The organism is Halodesulfurarchaeum sp. HSR-GB, from assembly GCF_031432215.1.
Taxonomy (GTDB): Archaea; Halobacteriota; Halobacteria; order Halobacteriales; family Halobacteriaceae; genus Halodesulfurarchaeum.
This window is the reverse complement of the sequence record NZ_JAVKGN010000001.1, coordinates 1,143,439-1,156,903: the sequence shown is the minus strand read 5'-3', so window position 1 is coordinate 1,156,903 and position 13,465 is coordinate 1,143,439. Positions and strand designations below refer to the sequence as shown.

At 67.3% G+C, this 13,465-nt stretch carries 18 protein-coding genes; 11 read left to right on the top strand and 7 right to left on the bottom strand.

Features of this window, described 5'->3' with window-relative positions; translation table 11 throughout:
- The first annotated feature begins 25 nt into the window (after window positions 1-25).
- The gene (locus tag RH831_RS06080; RefSeq protein WP_310553340.1) at window positions 26-772 is read left to right on the top strand and encodes a 4-phosphopantoate--beta-alanine ligase; all 747 of its coding nucleotides are present in this window, start codon (window positions 26-28) and stop codon (window positions 770-772) included.
- 4 nt (window positions 773-776) lie between these two features.
- Here the strand turns inward: RH831_RS06080 and RH831_RS06075 are convergent, their stop codons facing one another.
- On the bottom strand, window positions 777-1,697 hold the full coding sequence (locus RH831_RS06075; RefSeq protein ID WP_310553339.1) for a thiamine-phosphate synthase family protein: 921 nt from the start codon (window positions 1,695-1,697) through the stop codon (window positions 777-779).
- Window positions 1,694-2,284 carry a dCTP deaminase gene (gene dcd, locus RH831_RS06070; protein WP_070365333.1) on the bottom strand — a complete coding sequence of 197 codons (591 nt, stop codon included), beginning with the start codon at window positions 2,282-2,284 and terminating at the stop codon, window positions 1,694-1,696. The genes RH831_RS06075 and dcd overlap by 4 nt, the downstream gene beginning before the upstream one ends.
- Before the next feature lie 89 nt (window positions 2,285-2,373).
- Between dcd and pth2 the strand changes: the two genes are divergently transcribed.
- A complete protein-coding gene (pth2, locus tag RH831_RS06065) occupies window positions 2,374-2,712 on the top strand; it encodes a peptidyl-tRNA hydrolase Pth2 (RefSeq protein WP_310553338.1) in 339 nt (112 codons plus the stop codon).
- A gap of 39 nt (window positions 2,713-2,751) precedes the next feature.
- Window positions 2,752-4,059: a tRNA pseudouridine(13) synthase TruD gene (gene truD, locus RH831_RS06060; protein ID WP_310553337.1), complete on the top strand. Its 1,308-nt coding sequence runs from the start codon at window positions 2,752-2,754 to the stop codon at window positions 4,057-4,059.
- 1 nt (window position 4,060) lies between these two features.
- On the opposite strand, the gene RH831_RS06055 is transcribed toward truD, so the two are convergent.
- The gene (locus tag RH831_RS06055) at window positions 4,061-5,116 is read right to left on the bottom strand and encodes a hemolysin family protein (RefSeq protein WP_310553336.1); all 1,056 of its coding nucleotides are present in this window, start codon (window positions 5,114-5,116) and stop codon (window positions 4,061-4,063) included.
- 88 nt (window positions 5,117-5,204) lie between these two features.
- Here RH831_RS06055 and RH831_RS06050 point away from each other — a divergent pair, with 88 nt between their 5' ends.
- The 4 genes from RH831_RS06050 to RH831_RS06035 are packed head-to-tail and all read left to right on the top strand — an operon-like array spanning window position 5,205 to window position 6,655.
- Window positions 5,205-5,930, top strand: a complete 726-nt coding sequence (locus RH831_RS06050; protein WP_310553335.1) for a DUF2103 domain-containing protein — start codon at window positions 5,205-5,207, stop codon at window positions 5,928-5,930.
- A 45-nt stretch (window positions 5,931-5,975) separates the two neighbouring features.
- Window positions 5,976-6,281: a 50S ribosomal protein L37ae gene (locus tag RH831_RS06045; protein WP_310553334.1), complete on the top strand. Its 306-nt coding sequence runs from the start codon at window positions 5,976-5,978 to the stop codon at window positions 6,279-6,281.
- Window positions 6,282-6,416 carry a DNA-directed RNA polymerase subunit P gene (locus RH831_RS06040; protein ID WP_070365339.1) on the top strand — a complete coding sequence of 45 codons (135 nt, stop codon included), beginning with the start codon at window positions 6,282-6,284 and terminating at the stop codon, window positions 6,414-6,416.
- Window positions 6,416-6,655, top strand: a complete 240-nt coding sequence (locus RH831_RS06035; RefSeq protein WP_310553333.1) for a KEOPS complex subunit Pcc1 — start codon at window positions 6,416-6,418, stop codon at window positions 6,653-6,655. The genes RH831_RS06040 and RH831_RS06035 overlap by 1 nt, the downstream gene beginning before the upstream one ends.
- Here RH831_RS06035 and RH831_RS06030 read toward each other — a convergent pair.
- Complete coding sequence (locus RH831_RS06030; RefSeq protein WP_310553332.1) at window positions 6,648-7,721, bottom strand: trypsin-like peptidase domain-containing protein; 1,074 nt, start codon at window positions 7,719-7,721, stop codon at window positions 6,648-6,650. The two genes, RH831_RS06035 and RH831_RS06030, sit on opposite strands and share 8 nt — an antisense overlap.
- A gap of 109 nt (window positions 7,722-7,830) precedes the next feature.
- On the opposite strand from RH831_RS06030, the gene RH831_RS06025 reads away from it, so the two are divergent.
- A complete protein-coding gene (locus RH831_RS06025) occupies window positions 7,831-8,220 on the top strand; it encodes a prefoldin subunit beta (protein WP_070365341.1) in 390 nt (129 codons plus the stop codon).
- Window positions 8,221-8,457: a DUF3194 domain-containing protein gene (locus tag RH831_RS06020; RefSeq protein ID WP_310553331.1), complete on the top strand. Its 237-nt coding sequence runs from the start codon at window positions 8,221-8,223 to the stop codon at window positions 8,455-8,457.
- Window positions 8,458-8,470: 13 nt separating this feature from the next.
- On the opposite strand, the gene RH831_RS06015 is transcribed toward RH831_RS06020, so the two are convergent.
- The 3 genes from RH831_RS06015 to RH831_RS06005 are packed head-to-tail and all read right to left on the bottom strand — an operon-like array spanning window position 8,471 to window position 11,446.
- Window positions 8,471-10,333, bottom strand: a complete 1,863-nt coding sequence (locus RH831_RS06015) for a DUF2070 family protein (RefSeq protein WP_310553330.1) — start codon at window positions 10,331-10,333, stop codon at window positions 8,471-8,473.
- A gap of 1 nt (window position 10,334) precedes the next feature.
- Window positions 10,335-10,886 carry a GMP synthase subunit A gene (locus tag RH831_RS06010; RefSeq protein ID WP_310553329.1) on the bottom strand — a complete coding sequence of 184 codons (552 nt, stop codon included), beginning with the start codon at window positions 10,884-10,886 and terminating at the stop codon, window positions 10,335-10,337.
- 41 nt (window positions 10,887-10,927) lie between these two features.
- A complete protein-coding gene (locus RH831_RS06005; RefSeq protein WP_310553328.1) occupies window positions 10,928-11,446 on the bottom strand; it encodes a hypothetical protein in 519 nt (172 codons plus the stop codon).
- Between the two features lie 59 nt (window positions 11,447-11,505).
- Between RH831_RS06005 and RH831_RS06000 the strand changes: the two genes are divergently transcribed.
- Window positions 11,506-11,853 carry a DUF192 domain-containing protein gene (locus tag RH831_RS06000; protein ID WP_310553327.1) on the top strand — a complete coding sequence of 116 codons (348 nt, stop codon included), beginning with the start codon at window positions 11,506-11,508 and terminating at the stop codon, window positions 11,851-11,853.
- Between the two features lie 84 nt (window positions 11,854-11,937).
- Window positions 11,938-13,464 carry a 2-isopropylmalate synthase gene (locus tag RH831_RS05995; protein ID WP_396275459.1) on the top strand — a complete coding sequence of 509 codons (1,527 nt, stop codon included), beginning with the start codon at window positions 11,938-11,940 and terminating at the stop codon, window positions 13,462-13,464.
- Window position 13,465 lies beyond the last annotated feature (1 nt).

Sequence of the window (13,465 nt, the reverse complement as noted above, 5' to 3'; positions counted from 1 at the left end):
GGCGGCGCGTGAACTAGGCCACTCGATGACCGACTGCGATGAGATCCCCGCCGATCACCCCCGGCATGACTCCCTTGTGACCCGCCACCGGATCGAGGCGGGCGTGGACGCCGGCATCACCAGTCGACAGGGGCTCATCGCCCAGGGACGCGGCGAAGCCTTCGATTACCTGCTCGGCGAGGAGACGATCCCGAGTGCCGACCGGGCCGCTCGCGCGGCGGCAGCCACCCTGCTGGCCGCCGAACACCCGGTGTTGAGCGTCAACGGCAACGTCGCCGCGCTCGTTCCCGAGGCGATGGTGCAACTGGCCGAGACAGTCGAGGCGGATCTGGCGATCAACCTCTTCAACCGAACGGAAAAGCGAATGGCGGCGATCGAGTCCCACTTGAAAGCTCACGGAGCGACGGCGGTCAAGGGCCGAAAAGCCGACGCCCGCATCCCGGGGCTCTCCCACGAACGGGCGAAAGTCGACGCCGACGGTATCAAGGCGGCTGACGTGGTGCTCGTTCCGCTGGAGGACGGCGATCGCGCCCAGGCGCTGTCCGAGATGGGCAAAACCGAGATCGTGATCGACCTGAATCCGCTCTCCCGCTCGGCCCAGGTCGCGGCCATCCCGATCATCGACAACATTCTCAGAGCGGTCCCGCGGATCACCGACCACGCGAGGGACCTGGCAGAAGCGGGCCCGGAGGCGATCGAACAGGCTCGAACGGACTTCGACGCCAAGGACGCACTTGCGGCCGCAGAAGCGCGGATTCGCGACGGCCTATAACTGATCAGGATTCGGTCAGTTCTGTCGCGACGCGCCGGGCCGTGCGCGCAACGCCATCTGCAGACGGGCCGAGCAGATAGACGATCGGCTCGATGCCAACCGCGCCCCGATGGTAGAGGACCGTGGCCTCCGGGTGGGCCTCGATGGCTGCAGTCACGGCCGATTCGAGATCGGCCGCCCCGATGTCGAGTTCGACGCTCCGCTCGCCCGCATCTTCGAGCGCCGCAAGCGTGGCGTCGCTATAGGCCAGGTTCAGGCCGGCCCTGGCCGAACTCCCCGCCTCTCGCGCGCGAATCAGGACCCCGCCGACGTACTCGCTGACGCCAAAGTCGGGGTCGGCGGGGACGTCCACCCGCCCGCCGACGTCCCGAATCCGGCCCGGAATGCCGATCACGTCCTCGCGACTCCCGGCTTCCGGCAGACACTCGACCAGGTTCGAGCCGACGTGTGGCACGAGAGTCGCGACCCCCGGACTCTGTGAGAGGACGCGCAACCCCCGACGAACCGAGGAGCGGGCGCGCTCGCGCTCGATGGCTGCCTGATCGGGCCCCGGTTCGCTGAAGTCATAGGACAGGTCTTGCAGTTCCGGGACCGCCGCCTCGTGCAGATCGGCGACGATATCGCCCGGGCCGGAGAGCCGACGGAGCAGGTCCTCGATCTCGACGAGCGCGTGGACCGGCCGCACGTCGCCGGTCGCGAGACCGGCAGCCAACTCGGAGACGAGTGCCTGGACGCGCTCGTCCTGGGCGACGACGTCCCGGGTCTCGACCTGTCCCTGGGCGTACTTCGAGACGGCGCTCTGGCTCAGGCCCAGTTTGGCCGCGACGGCCTGCTGGGTGAGTCCCCGCTCGCGCAGCTCCGTGGCGAGCAGGACCCGGATCGTCGGCAGCACCTCCTCGACGACGATCTCCGCGCGGAACTTCACTCCTGGGTCCCCTCGAATTCGGCGTCCGAGCCGATCCGCGAGGCGGCCGGCCCGGACTGGTCCTGATACTTCGAGCCACGCTCCGAGCCGTAGGGCTCACGGGCCGGGCTGGTGAGTTCGGTAAACACCAGCTGTGCGATCCGCATCCCGGGGGAGAGCGCGACCGGCGCGGTCCCGAGATTCGACAGTTCGAGCGTGATCCGGCCGCGAAACCCCGGATCGACGAAGCCTGCAGTGGCATGTGTTATCACGGCAAGGCGTCCCAGCGAGGACCGGCCCTCGACCTGCGCGACGAGATCGGATGGAATCTCGACTCGCTCTTTGGTGGTCGCGAGCACGAAGTCCCCGGGGTGCAGAATGAACTCCTCGCCCTCGGCGACGTTGGTTTCCGAGACGTAGTCACTCACCTGGTTCTCCCGCTGGGGGTGGATGCTCGGGATGTTCGTCCGCTGGAACTCCAGGAACTCCTCGCCCAGTCGCACGTCCACGCTCGCGGGCTGAATCTGCAGCGCCGGGTCATCGAGTGGCTCGATGACCAGGGTCCCCGATTCGAGTCGATCGAGGATGTCGCCGTCCGAGAGGATCATGCAGGAATTCGGGAGCCAAAGTGCCTTAAGCGGTCCGACGTCGACTGCGGAGAGTCACGCCTAAGAGGGTCCGCCCAGTCAGTCGGGACATGAAACAGGCCATCGTCGTCCGGTCGGATCTCGATATGGGCACCGGGAAACTCGCGGCCCAGGTCGCCCACGCGGCGCTCTCGGGGTACGAGGACGCCCCCGCCGACGCGCAAAAAGAGTGGAAAAGTCAGGGCCAGCGCAAGGTCGTCCTGGAGATCACCGGCGAGCGGGCGCTCTTCGAGATCCACGAGAACGCCAAAGCCGCCGGCCTCCCCACGGCCCTGATCCGGGACGCCGGGCGAACCCAACTCGACCCGGACACCCCGACCACCGTGTCCGTCGGCCCCGCTGGCAACGACGCGGTCGACCGGATCACCGGCGCGCTCTCGCTGTTCTGAAAACCGAGCCTTTTGACCGCGGGGGGTCTATTCCGGATGATGCGACCGGCCCACGAGGAAGAACGCCCCTACGGGATCGAGTGGTACGCGAGCGACAGCGACGGCGTCGGCGGCCGGCTCCGGGATCGACCCGCGGACTTCCGGGTTCGCGAGCGGGAGCGCTTCGATTTTCACCCCGTCGAATCCGACACCGGCGATTACCCCTGGCTCGTCTGCCGAGTGACCCTGGAGAACACGGACACGAACGACTTCGCCAGGGAGCTCTCGAACCGACTCTCGATGAGCCGCGAGCGAGTGAGCTGGGCCGGCACCAAGGACAAGCGGGCGATCTCGACCCAGCTGTTTACCCTCAAGGGCGTCGATCCGGATGCCGTCCCCGACATCCACGGCGCGGAGATCGAGATCCTCGGGCGGGCCGGTCGCGGGCTGGCCTTCGGTGACCTGCTCGGCAACGAGTTCACGGTCGTCGTCCGGAACCCGGACGCCCCGGAGCGGGCCGAGACGATCACGACCGAACTCGAATCGCGGTTCGGCGGCCGAGCGGGGGTGCCGAACTACTTCGGCCACCAGCGGTTCGGCAGCTATCGCTCGATCACTCACGAGGTCGGGCTCGCCATCCTCCGGGGGGACTGGGAGGGCGCGGTGATGGCCTACCTGGGGAATCCGAGCCCACACGAGCCAACAAGCACCCGGGAGGCCCGGGAGTTCGTCGCCGAAACGCGGGACTGGGAAACGGCCCTCGATCGGTTTCCGAACCGCCTGCGCTACGAGCGGTCGATGCTCCACGCGCTGGTCGACTCGCCGGCGGATTTCCGGGGGGCGCTCGGAACCTTCCCCGAGAACCTGCAGCGGCTCTTCGTCAACGCCGCCCAGTCGGCCGTCTTCAACCGGATCCTGAGCCGGCGACTCGACGCCGGGCTCCCGTTCCATGAGCCAGTCGCGGGCGACGTGGTCGCCTTCGCTGACACCGACGCACCGGCGGACTTCCCGATTCCGGATATGGACCGCTTGCAGCGGGTCTCCGAGCGTCGAACCGAGGTGATGGCCCGTCACTGCAAGCGCGACAGGGCGTTCGTCACTGCACCCCTCGTGGGGACCGAGACCGGGTTCGCCGCGGGCGAGCCGGGCGAAATCGAGCGGACGGCGCTCGCGGATCTGGGGCTCGACCCGGCGGATTTCGACCTTCCCGAGCCCTATCACTCCACCGGGACCAGACGGGCAGTGTTGCTTCGCGTGGACCCGACGATCCAGCACGATCCGCTCACCTTCGAGTTCGGGCTGCCCAAGGGGAGTTACGCGACGATACTCCTCCGTGAGTACCTCAAGGTCTCGCCGCGGGCGCTCTGAGCTACCGACCCTGGACGTCGATCGGGTCTTCGATATCGCCCATGATGGATTCGAGCAGATCGGTCACGGTCACCATCCCGACGACCGCACCGTCCTCGAACACCAGCGCGAGTTCCTGGTGTTCGGCCTGGAACTGATCGATCGCGTCGCTCACGTCGACGTCCGGCGAGAGTGTCATCGGCGGGGCTGCGATCGCCTCGAAGTCGATATCGTCGGCTGTGACGCTCCCGTCCTCGAACAGCGCCGGGACGTAGACGATCCCCCGGAAGTCGGTGAGCGAGTCGCCCACGAGTGGATATCGAGTGTGGGGAGTGGCGGCGATGCGGTCGAGGTTTCGGTCGGCGGTGTCCGTGGTCCGGAGCGCGACGATCCGATCGCGTGGGACCATCACCTCACGAACCGGCTGTTCGCCGACATCCAGTGCGTTCAGCACCTCCTCGCGACGGTCCGCGGCGATATCACTCTGGGCAAGTATCGAGTCCATCTCCGAACGAAGATCGGCCCGACTCTCGATCTCCCGGCCCTCGAGCCAGGCCCCGGTCATCTCGATGCCGAAGAGCCGCAAGGTCAGTTTGGCGATGCCGTCGCCCAGCGTGATGACCGGCGACATGAGCCAGTGAAACCAGTAGAGCGGAATCGCCCCGTACCGGGCGACAAAGCGCGAGCGCTCGACCCCCAGGTAGGTGGGAGTCTGCTCGCCGTGGGTCAGGTGAACCAGGTTGATGATGAGAAAGGCCAGAATGCCGCCGGAACCGACCGACGCCAACAGCGTGTTTCGGAAGAACGGCTCGAAGAGGGCTGCCAGCGCCGGTTCGGCCACGATCCCCACCGCGATACTCGACGCGGTAATCCCGACCTGACAGGTCGTGAGGTAGAGTTCGAGGTCCTGGGTCATCTCCCAGGCCCGTTCGAGCCCACGACTCCCTGTTCCCAGGAACTCCGCCTTCGAGAACTGTCTCGCACGGGTCAGCGCGAACTCGATCGCGACGAAAAAGCCGTTCGCGAGGATGAGCGCGACCCCGGCCAGGATCCGCAGCGTGATCTCGACACCCTCCATCGTGTCGACCGACGGGCGACACCCCCTTGAAACGGACGGCAGCGACCCGGATCAGCAGTCCTTTACTCGGCCGGCAGGAACAGGCCCCATGGCGTGTCGCCGGTGTGGACGACCGCTCGATCGGCCCGGAGACTACTGTCTCTCCTGTGACACCGCAAACGCCGACGCCGTCGTCCTCGCCGTCGAACCCGACCGGGCCACCCTGACGATGCTCTACGAGGAGCGTGTGCTGGGGGTAACCGAGATCCCGACCACGCCGGAGACCGAATCCACGCTCTCGACCGTGCAGGTCCGGAACTTCGCGGGTCGGATCGCCGATGAGATCCGGCGCAAACGACCCGATTCGGTGTACGTGACCGGCGACCGGACGGTCATCCAGGCGCTGCGGAAACAGATCCACTATCCCGTCTACCGGGTTCCCGAATCGGAACCCGTCGAGACGGTCCTAAAGCGGCGTGGCGAGGCCGAACTGGACGTGATCGACGCCCCGCCGCGGGAGAAGATCGGCGGGTCACACTCGACCGTCATTGGGGGCCGGGACGGCCAACGGGCGATCGAGACGATCGCTGGCCACCCCAACGTGAAGAAGGTCGTCCCGGGCCCGATCGACGCCGGTGGGAGCGGTTCCCGGACGGGGACCCGGGCAAAGGTGAGCCGGTCGGACGAGAACGGCAACCTCAGACTCGTGCTCCGGGACGGCTCGAGCGTCCAGGAGAACCGGGTCGTGACCACGGCCCGGGATCGGGAGACCGGCGAGCGAGTCCGCGAGGATCTGAACGAGGCCCTCATCGAGGCGGACCTGCAGGAATCCTGAGTCGGACACAACACGTTTTTAACCGCGCTTTGACTAACCGAGTTCATGAGCGAATCCGATCGACGTCGACGGACCGGCAGTGCGGGCCGTTTCGGTGCCCGCTACGGGCGGCTGGCCCGGCGACGCGTCGCCGAGATCGAGGCGGACATGCACGCGGACCACGTCTGCCCCGAGTGTGGCTCCCCGTCAGTCGACCGCCAGGGAAGTGGCATCTGGGAATGTGGCTCCTGTGGGTACACCTTCACCGGCGGCGCGTACCGCCCCGAGACTCCCGGTGGACGGGCTGTTACCCGTTCGATCCGCACCGCCCTGTCCGAAGACGAGACGACCGAGGAAGCGACGGAGGAATAGATGTCCTACAAGTGCTCCCGCTGCAAGCGCGACGTGGAACTCGACGAGTACGGCGGCGTTCGCTGTCCCTACTGCGGTCATCGCGTGCTGCTCAAGGAGCGCAGCCGGGACATCAAGGAAGTCCAGGTCGAGTAGTGCACGAGACGACTGTCGAACTCTCCTATCGATCGAGTGATCGTGCGGCCACGATCGAGGCGGCCCTCCGCCCGGAAGTCGGGGCGATCGCCGGTGACCGAACCGCCGTCAGCCTCGACCGAAACGGCACGGAGCTACAACTGACAGTGCGGGCCAGCGATCCAGTCGCGCTTCGCGCCGGCCAGAATACCTGGCTCGGCCTGCTTGAGGTCGCCGAGGACGTCGGGACGATCAGGTAGGCGACGGTCGCTCCCCGAGTGTCACGTCGACGGTGAGACGCTGTCCCTCGCGATAGATCGTGAGCGAAATCGTCTCGCCGGGGCGAGTGTGTAACATGAGATAGCGGCTGAGATCCTCCTGGCTGTGAACTGGCTGGCCGTCGATCGCCACGATCACGTCCGCGTCGCTTGGCACGCCACCGGCCGAGGTCCCAGTCCAGTTGCCGGCCTGGAGCACGCCATCGGCGGGCCCGTCGGCCGTGGTCTCGACGACCGCGATGCCGGCTGCCTGTTCCAGGTCGTTTTCGGCCGCAACGGTCGGCGTCACGGGAACCGTCCGGATTCCGACGTATGGGTGGGTGATCGAGCCATCCGCGATAAGCTCGGGCACGACCCGCTCCACGAGCCGCGCGGAGATGGCAAACCCGATGTTGTCACCCTCTTTGGCTCGGTTCACGCCGACGACAGTCCCGTCCATCGACACCAACGGGCCGCCGCTGTTTCCGGGGTTGACTGGAGCGTCGGTCTGGACGGTATCAGGGACCGAGAAACCGCCGTTTACTCGCATCGAGCGGTTGACACCGCTCACGATGCCGTGGGTGATCGTCCCCTGCAAGCCGAAGGGACTGCCAAAGGCGGCGACTGGCTGGCCGGGTCGGGGGACCGACTCCGCGAGCGGGAGCGGTTCGACCCCCTGCGGCACCGAATCGACACGGACGACCGCCAGGTCCGTGTAGGGATCGGTGCCGACGACCGTTCCGGTGCGCCAGGCACCGTCCGAGAACTGGACGGTGAGGTCGGTGGCATCCTGGACGACGTGGGCGTTCGTAACCACGTGGCGGCGGTCGTAGAGGAATCCCGATCCCTGCGAGTCGCCGGCGTCGGTCTCGACGCGGAGTTTCGCCACCGAATCGGCGGTCTGTTCGTAGAGTTCGGTCAGGTTCCCGTCAGTGGCCCCCGTCTCGGCGGGTGCCGGCGGATCGATCGAGGGGCCGGCGTCGGCACCGAACACCACGACACCGGCTCCGGCACCCAGGAGGGCCCCGAGAAACACCGCGATCACAAACGCAGAGAGGAGGGGTCGCATCGCCGGGTGTACTCGGGCCGTCCCTACAAGTGTGCCGACCGACGGGAGCGATTCTCACGGGGAAGTACACAACAGGGGACTTTTCAGTCGGCCCCTCTTCCGACCGAGCATGCAGGGCAACCTTCCGCCGGAAGCACAGGAGAAAGTCGAAGAACTCGAAGACCTTCAGGAGACCGCCCAGAAGGTCTCGATGCAGAAACAGCAGGCCGAAACACAGCTCACCGAGACCGAGACGGCCCTCGAAGAACTCGAGAACATCGAGCCCGGGACGACGATGTACCGGGAAGTCGGCGAACTGCTCGTCGAGACCGAGTACGACGAGGCCCAGACCGAACTCGAAGACAAGGCCGACACGCTCGAAGTTCGCGTGCAGACCCTGGAGAAACAGGAGAACCGCGTGCGTGAGCAGTTCGAAGAACTCCAGCAGGAGCTGCAGGAGCTTCTCTCCGGCGGTGCCGGCGGCATGGGTGGCGGTCCGCCGTCCCCCGACGGCGTCTGAATGGTCGATTCGGACACGGTCGTGGAGACGGCCAGCGAGGCCGCCCACGGGTACGTGTTCTCCCGACTCAAGAAGTCCGACGTCGATGACATCGACGTAACCGTCTCGTTCGAAGATCAGGTCCTGGAAGTCGACGTCTCGATACTCGCACCCGAGGTCGAGGCCGACCTGGAACAGATTGCGGACGACGCGGCGCGGGCGGCCGGGAACGCGGTCGACGATCTCTTCGAGCAGTAGGCCCCCGCGGTTTTCAGGTGAGGAAGAAGATGAGCAGTGTCACGGCTGCCGTCGCGACGATGACCGCAGCCGCCAGGCCCCCACCCATCGAGATGACGGCGTTTGCCTGACTGGCCAGGCTCTCGGTCCGGTCGTTGCCGAAGACCGTGACACTCGCCATCTCCGTGGCCATCCCGGCCTCGACGGGTTCGCGGTCCTCGCGGGCGCGTTCGACCAGTTCGACCACGCGATCGATCAGCTGGCCCTGATCCAGCGCGCCGCCGACCTGATTCGAGGACCGGACCGTGTTCACGATGTGCGTGTCCGTCGTCATGACCTCCACGGCGTCGACGCCGTCGATCGCCGCGATGATGCGGTCCCGAAGTCCTGGTTCCATGTTGTTCCCATCGACCAGCACGTAGGCGACCTGATCGCCGTCGACCGACAGGACGGCCACCCGGATCCCCAGCGGGCCGATCCCCTCCTCCGGCCGCCAGTTCGTGGGGTCCCAGGCCGTCCCTAGCTCCATCGGGCCCGCCGATTCCGATTGGAGCGAGGCGGCCGCGTCGCTGACTGCCTGGATCAACTCGAAGGAGCGGCGACTCCCCGGCACGACGTGGCCGAGATCCTCGCCTTGCAGGCCGTTGTTGCTGTTGTGTGCGTCCGCGACGAGCACGTCGTCCATCCCCTCGACCCGGGCCTCGGCCCCCGCCGCGAGACCCACGGCGTAGGCGATGTCGTCGGCGAACCCGGGCGCGAAGGTGCTCACGAAGAGCGCGTCGTCCCCGAACCGCTGGCCGAGGACCGAGGCTTCGCCGACGTCCACCCGGACCGGACGAGTCCCGCGGTCGCCGTACTCGATCTGCTCGGCCGCCCGATCCGCGGCGTCGATCAGGGTCTCGACCTCGCGTTCGGTCACGAGGTTGAAGTCGTGCCCGGCGGTGGCGTGGGGCGGGAAAGCCAACCCGGCGGTCGATTCAGCCACCCGTTGGGGCAGGTTCCCGCCCCCGATATCCCCCATCGGGCCGGGGTGGATCATCGGGAGGACAAAGCGGGCCTTCTCCTCGCCGCCCGGCCGCCGGAAGGAGAGGACCGTCACGGGAACGACCGCCTCCTCGCCGATCTCCTCGAAGAAGTCCTCGAGTTCACGAGAGCCCTCCGCGATGTGGCCGATGAACCCACGGAGGAAGTCAAGGGCACTCACGTCGAGGCTGCGTCGCCACGGCCGATCGAGGATGCGCAGGAACGCGTATGCGACTCCCGTGTACAGCGCCGACATCCCGATCAGGAGCGTGAAATCGCCCGGAACGAACGCGTAGGTGATCTCCGGCGGTGCGTGACTGGGCCGAGACAGGAGGGCCTGGAAGTACGGGCCGCCACCCAGCGTCAGGTAGTTCATCGTGCCGCTGTACACGAACAGGAAGAGCGCGGCAAAGCCAGTCTGGACGCTCGCGGGGACGATCGCGGAGAGTGGATGGGTCCGGGAGACCGCATGGACCACCAGGAACCGGAACGCGAAGATGAGCGCCAGCGCCCCGATGAGCGCGTCGTAGACGAAGTTCTGGCCGAGGCTCGTAAACGCCGCGAGCAGGCCCGCGGCCGTGAGCACCAGCACGGCGATCAGCAGACTCACTGTCGCGAGCAAGGTCGAACGGTTGAAGGTGAACTGGCCGCCCAGGCCCCGATCGATCGGAGCCGTGAGCACGCTTGCGACGACCGTCGGCACGCCCAGATAGAAGATCCCCAGCCAGGCGTCCTCGAAGATATACCGGGAATCGAAGGCCGCGACGCCGACCAGGGCGGCGACCAGCAGGCCGACGGCCATCGTGGAGTACCAGCGCGGCGTCCGGAAGATGTACCGGGAGAGGCCGGCCAGTTCGCCCTGGTTCGTGGTCATGTTACTGACAGATGTCGCGGAAGTTCGCGAACAGCTCTTCGCCCCGTTCGGTGTGGGCGACCTCGGGGTGCCACTGCACGCCGTAGAGGTCCCGGTCCGTATCCGACATCGCCTCGACCCCGCAGACGTCGCTCTCGGCGGTGCGCTCGAAGCCCGGCGGCACCGTCAGTACCTCGTCGGCGTGGCTCGCCCAGGTTCGGATCGAGGGCGCGAGCGATCCCACGAGCGGATCGGTCTCGTCCAAAATACGGACCTCGACGTCCGCGTACCCGCCGTAATCGCCCTCGCCGACCTCGCCGCCGAGTTCCTGGGCGATGAGCTGATGGCCCAGACAGATGCCGAGCACGGGGATGTCCAGATCGAGGTACGCCGCCGAGTTCCCCGTCTCTTCGATGGAGGGCCCACCGGAGAGGACCAGGCCGTCGGCCTCGATCTCCTCGGGGGGTGTCTCGTTGTCGATCAGTTCCGTCGAGACCCCATCGAGATCCCGGAGCATCCGATGCTCCAGATGGGTGAACTGGCCGTGATTGTCGATGACGTGAATATCGATCATTGACGGACTTACCCGGGACGGACTCAAAAACCCATTCGTTCTCAGGGCTCCCGATCGAACCGGTCGGCGGCCGACTCGAAGGACAGCTCCGAGAGTTCCTCGCTCCGGCGGGCCTCCGCGGCGGCCAGGGCCTCGGGGACCGGGTTCGCGTCGTCGTCGATCCGCCCCCAGGAGTCGTGGACGGCGGCGTGACACCAGCGACAGAGCGTGACCGTGATCTCGTGGGAGACAGCTTTTTCGTCGGGGTACACGAGGTGGTGGGCTTCGAGCAGGGGCCGGGAGTCGTCGTGGGCCTGGCGACGCTCTTCGAGCCCACAGCGGGCACACGTCTCGGCGGTGCTCGTGTCCCGGTAGTGCGGACAGTCCTGCCAGTCCCGCTCGGCCGCACCGACCAGACAGTCGAAGTCGGCCGCTCGCCGTCGATCGGCGAACGGCGGATCCGCTCCGGGGCGGTCCAGCGGGAATCGACACCGCCCCTCGCTGGTGACGTGATCGCAGGGGCCCGCGTGGGCGTAGGGATCATCGACCCCGACACTGGTTCCGGTTGGCGTCCGCTTCACGGTCGAAAATCGAGTGGCAGAGAGGAATTCTTTTCGCCCCGCCGGTCAGAGCAGCAATCGTGCACCTCGTTCACGTCGCGGACGGCGAGACACGCACGCTCGCGACGGACGTCTCGATCGCGGCGTCGTTCAGGCAGAAACTCCAGGGCGTGATGTTCCGCTCGTCGCTCCCAGCGTCCTACGGACTGGTCTTTCCCTTCGAGGCAGCCAAGAAACGCGGCGTCCACATGCTCTTCGTCCGCGTGCCGATCGACGTGCTCTGGCTCGTCGACGAGACGGTGACGGCCGTCACACGGCTCCAGCCCTGGACCGGGTTCGAGCGCCATCGTGCGGACCGAATCGTCGAACTGCCCGCGGGCGCGGCCGACGCCGTTTCACCCGGTGATCGCGTGGAACTGCGGGAGTGACGGCAAATATTGCATCCCGGGTTCGACTGGTGTAATTTAAGTAGCCAGGTCGCATTCGACGACGTGTGGCAGCGATGACCACGGATCGATTTATTGCGGGTGCAGTCTAACGCACCCCCCGACAGCGACGTACAGCTCCTCGATACCACGCTCAGGGACGGCGAGCAAGCCCCAGGTGTGTCCCTCACCGCAGCCGAGAAAGTCGAGATCGCCCGCGCACTGGACGACGCGGGCGTCTCGGTCATCGAGGCGGGCAGTGCCTGTACCGGCCCGGGCGAGCAGCGGGCCATCGAGCAGGTCACCAGCCAGCACCTCGACGCGACGGTGACCAGCTTCGCGCGCGGGGTCCAACACGACGTCGACCTCGCGCTCGATGCCGACGTGGACGGCATCAACCTGGTCGTGCCGGCCAGCGACCGCCACGTCGAGACGAAGGTGGGAACCACGAAGACCGGGGTCCAGGAGACCACGGCCGAACTCGTCGAGTACGCCACCGACCACGGTCTCTGGGTCGAGGTGATCGGCGAGGACGGGAGCCGGGCGGACCCCGACTTTCTCCAGGAACTCGCGGCGGTCTCCCACGACGCGGGGGCCGACCGGTTCGCCTACGCCGACACGGTCGGCCACGCGAGCCCGGACCAGGTCGCCGAGGCAGTGGCCGGCCTGGCCGACCTGGGCCCGGTAAGTGTCCACACTCACGACGACCTGGGCCTCGCACTCATGAACGCGCTCGCGGGCGTGGGCGAGGGCGCGGACCTCGTCCACGCGACCGTCAACGGCATCGGCGAGCGCGCGGGGAACGTGGCCCTCGAGGAAGTCGTCGTGTCCCTGTGGCACGGCTACGATATCGAGACGGTCGAGACCGAGTCCCTCTACGGGCTCTCCAGCCTGGTCGCGGACGCGATGGGGATGGAACTCCCGCCGAACAAGGCCGTGAGCGGACAGAACGCCTTCGCCCACGAGAGCGGGATCCACACCGACGGCACGCTCAAGGACGAGCGCATGTACGAGCCCTACCCGCCGGAGGCGGTCGGGCGGGAGCGACGGCTCGTCCTGGGCAAACACGCCGGCCGGGCCGGGGTGCGCGCCGCGCTCGACGAGCAAGACGTCTCGGTGACCGAAGACCAGCTCGAAGCGATCGTCTCGCGGGTGAAGGCCCTCGGCGAGCGCGGCAAGCGTGTGACGGACACGGACCTGCTCGCCATCGCCGAGGACGTGACCGACGTGGACCGCGAGCGCCAGGTCGAACTGCTCGATCTCACCGCGACAAGCGGGTCGAGCACTCCGACCGCGGGCGTCCGGTTGCGCGTGGGCGACGTCGAGCGGGTCGCGAGCGGCACCGGAAGCGGGCCGGTCGACGCCGCGATGAAGGCGGTGAAGAAGGCCCTGGGGAATCTGACCTTCCACCTCCAGGAGTATCACGTCGATGCGATCACCGGCGGCACCGACGCCGTCGTCACCGTCGAGGTCACCCTCTCGCGGGGCGACCGCTCGGTCGCCGCGACGGGCAGCGAGGCGGACATCACGCTGGGCAGCGTCCATGCGATCGTTGACGGGCTCGATCGCCTGCTGGCCACCGAGGACGACCCGGCGCTCCCGGCCGACGACTGAC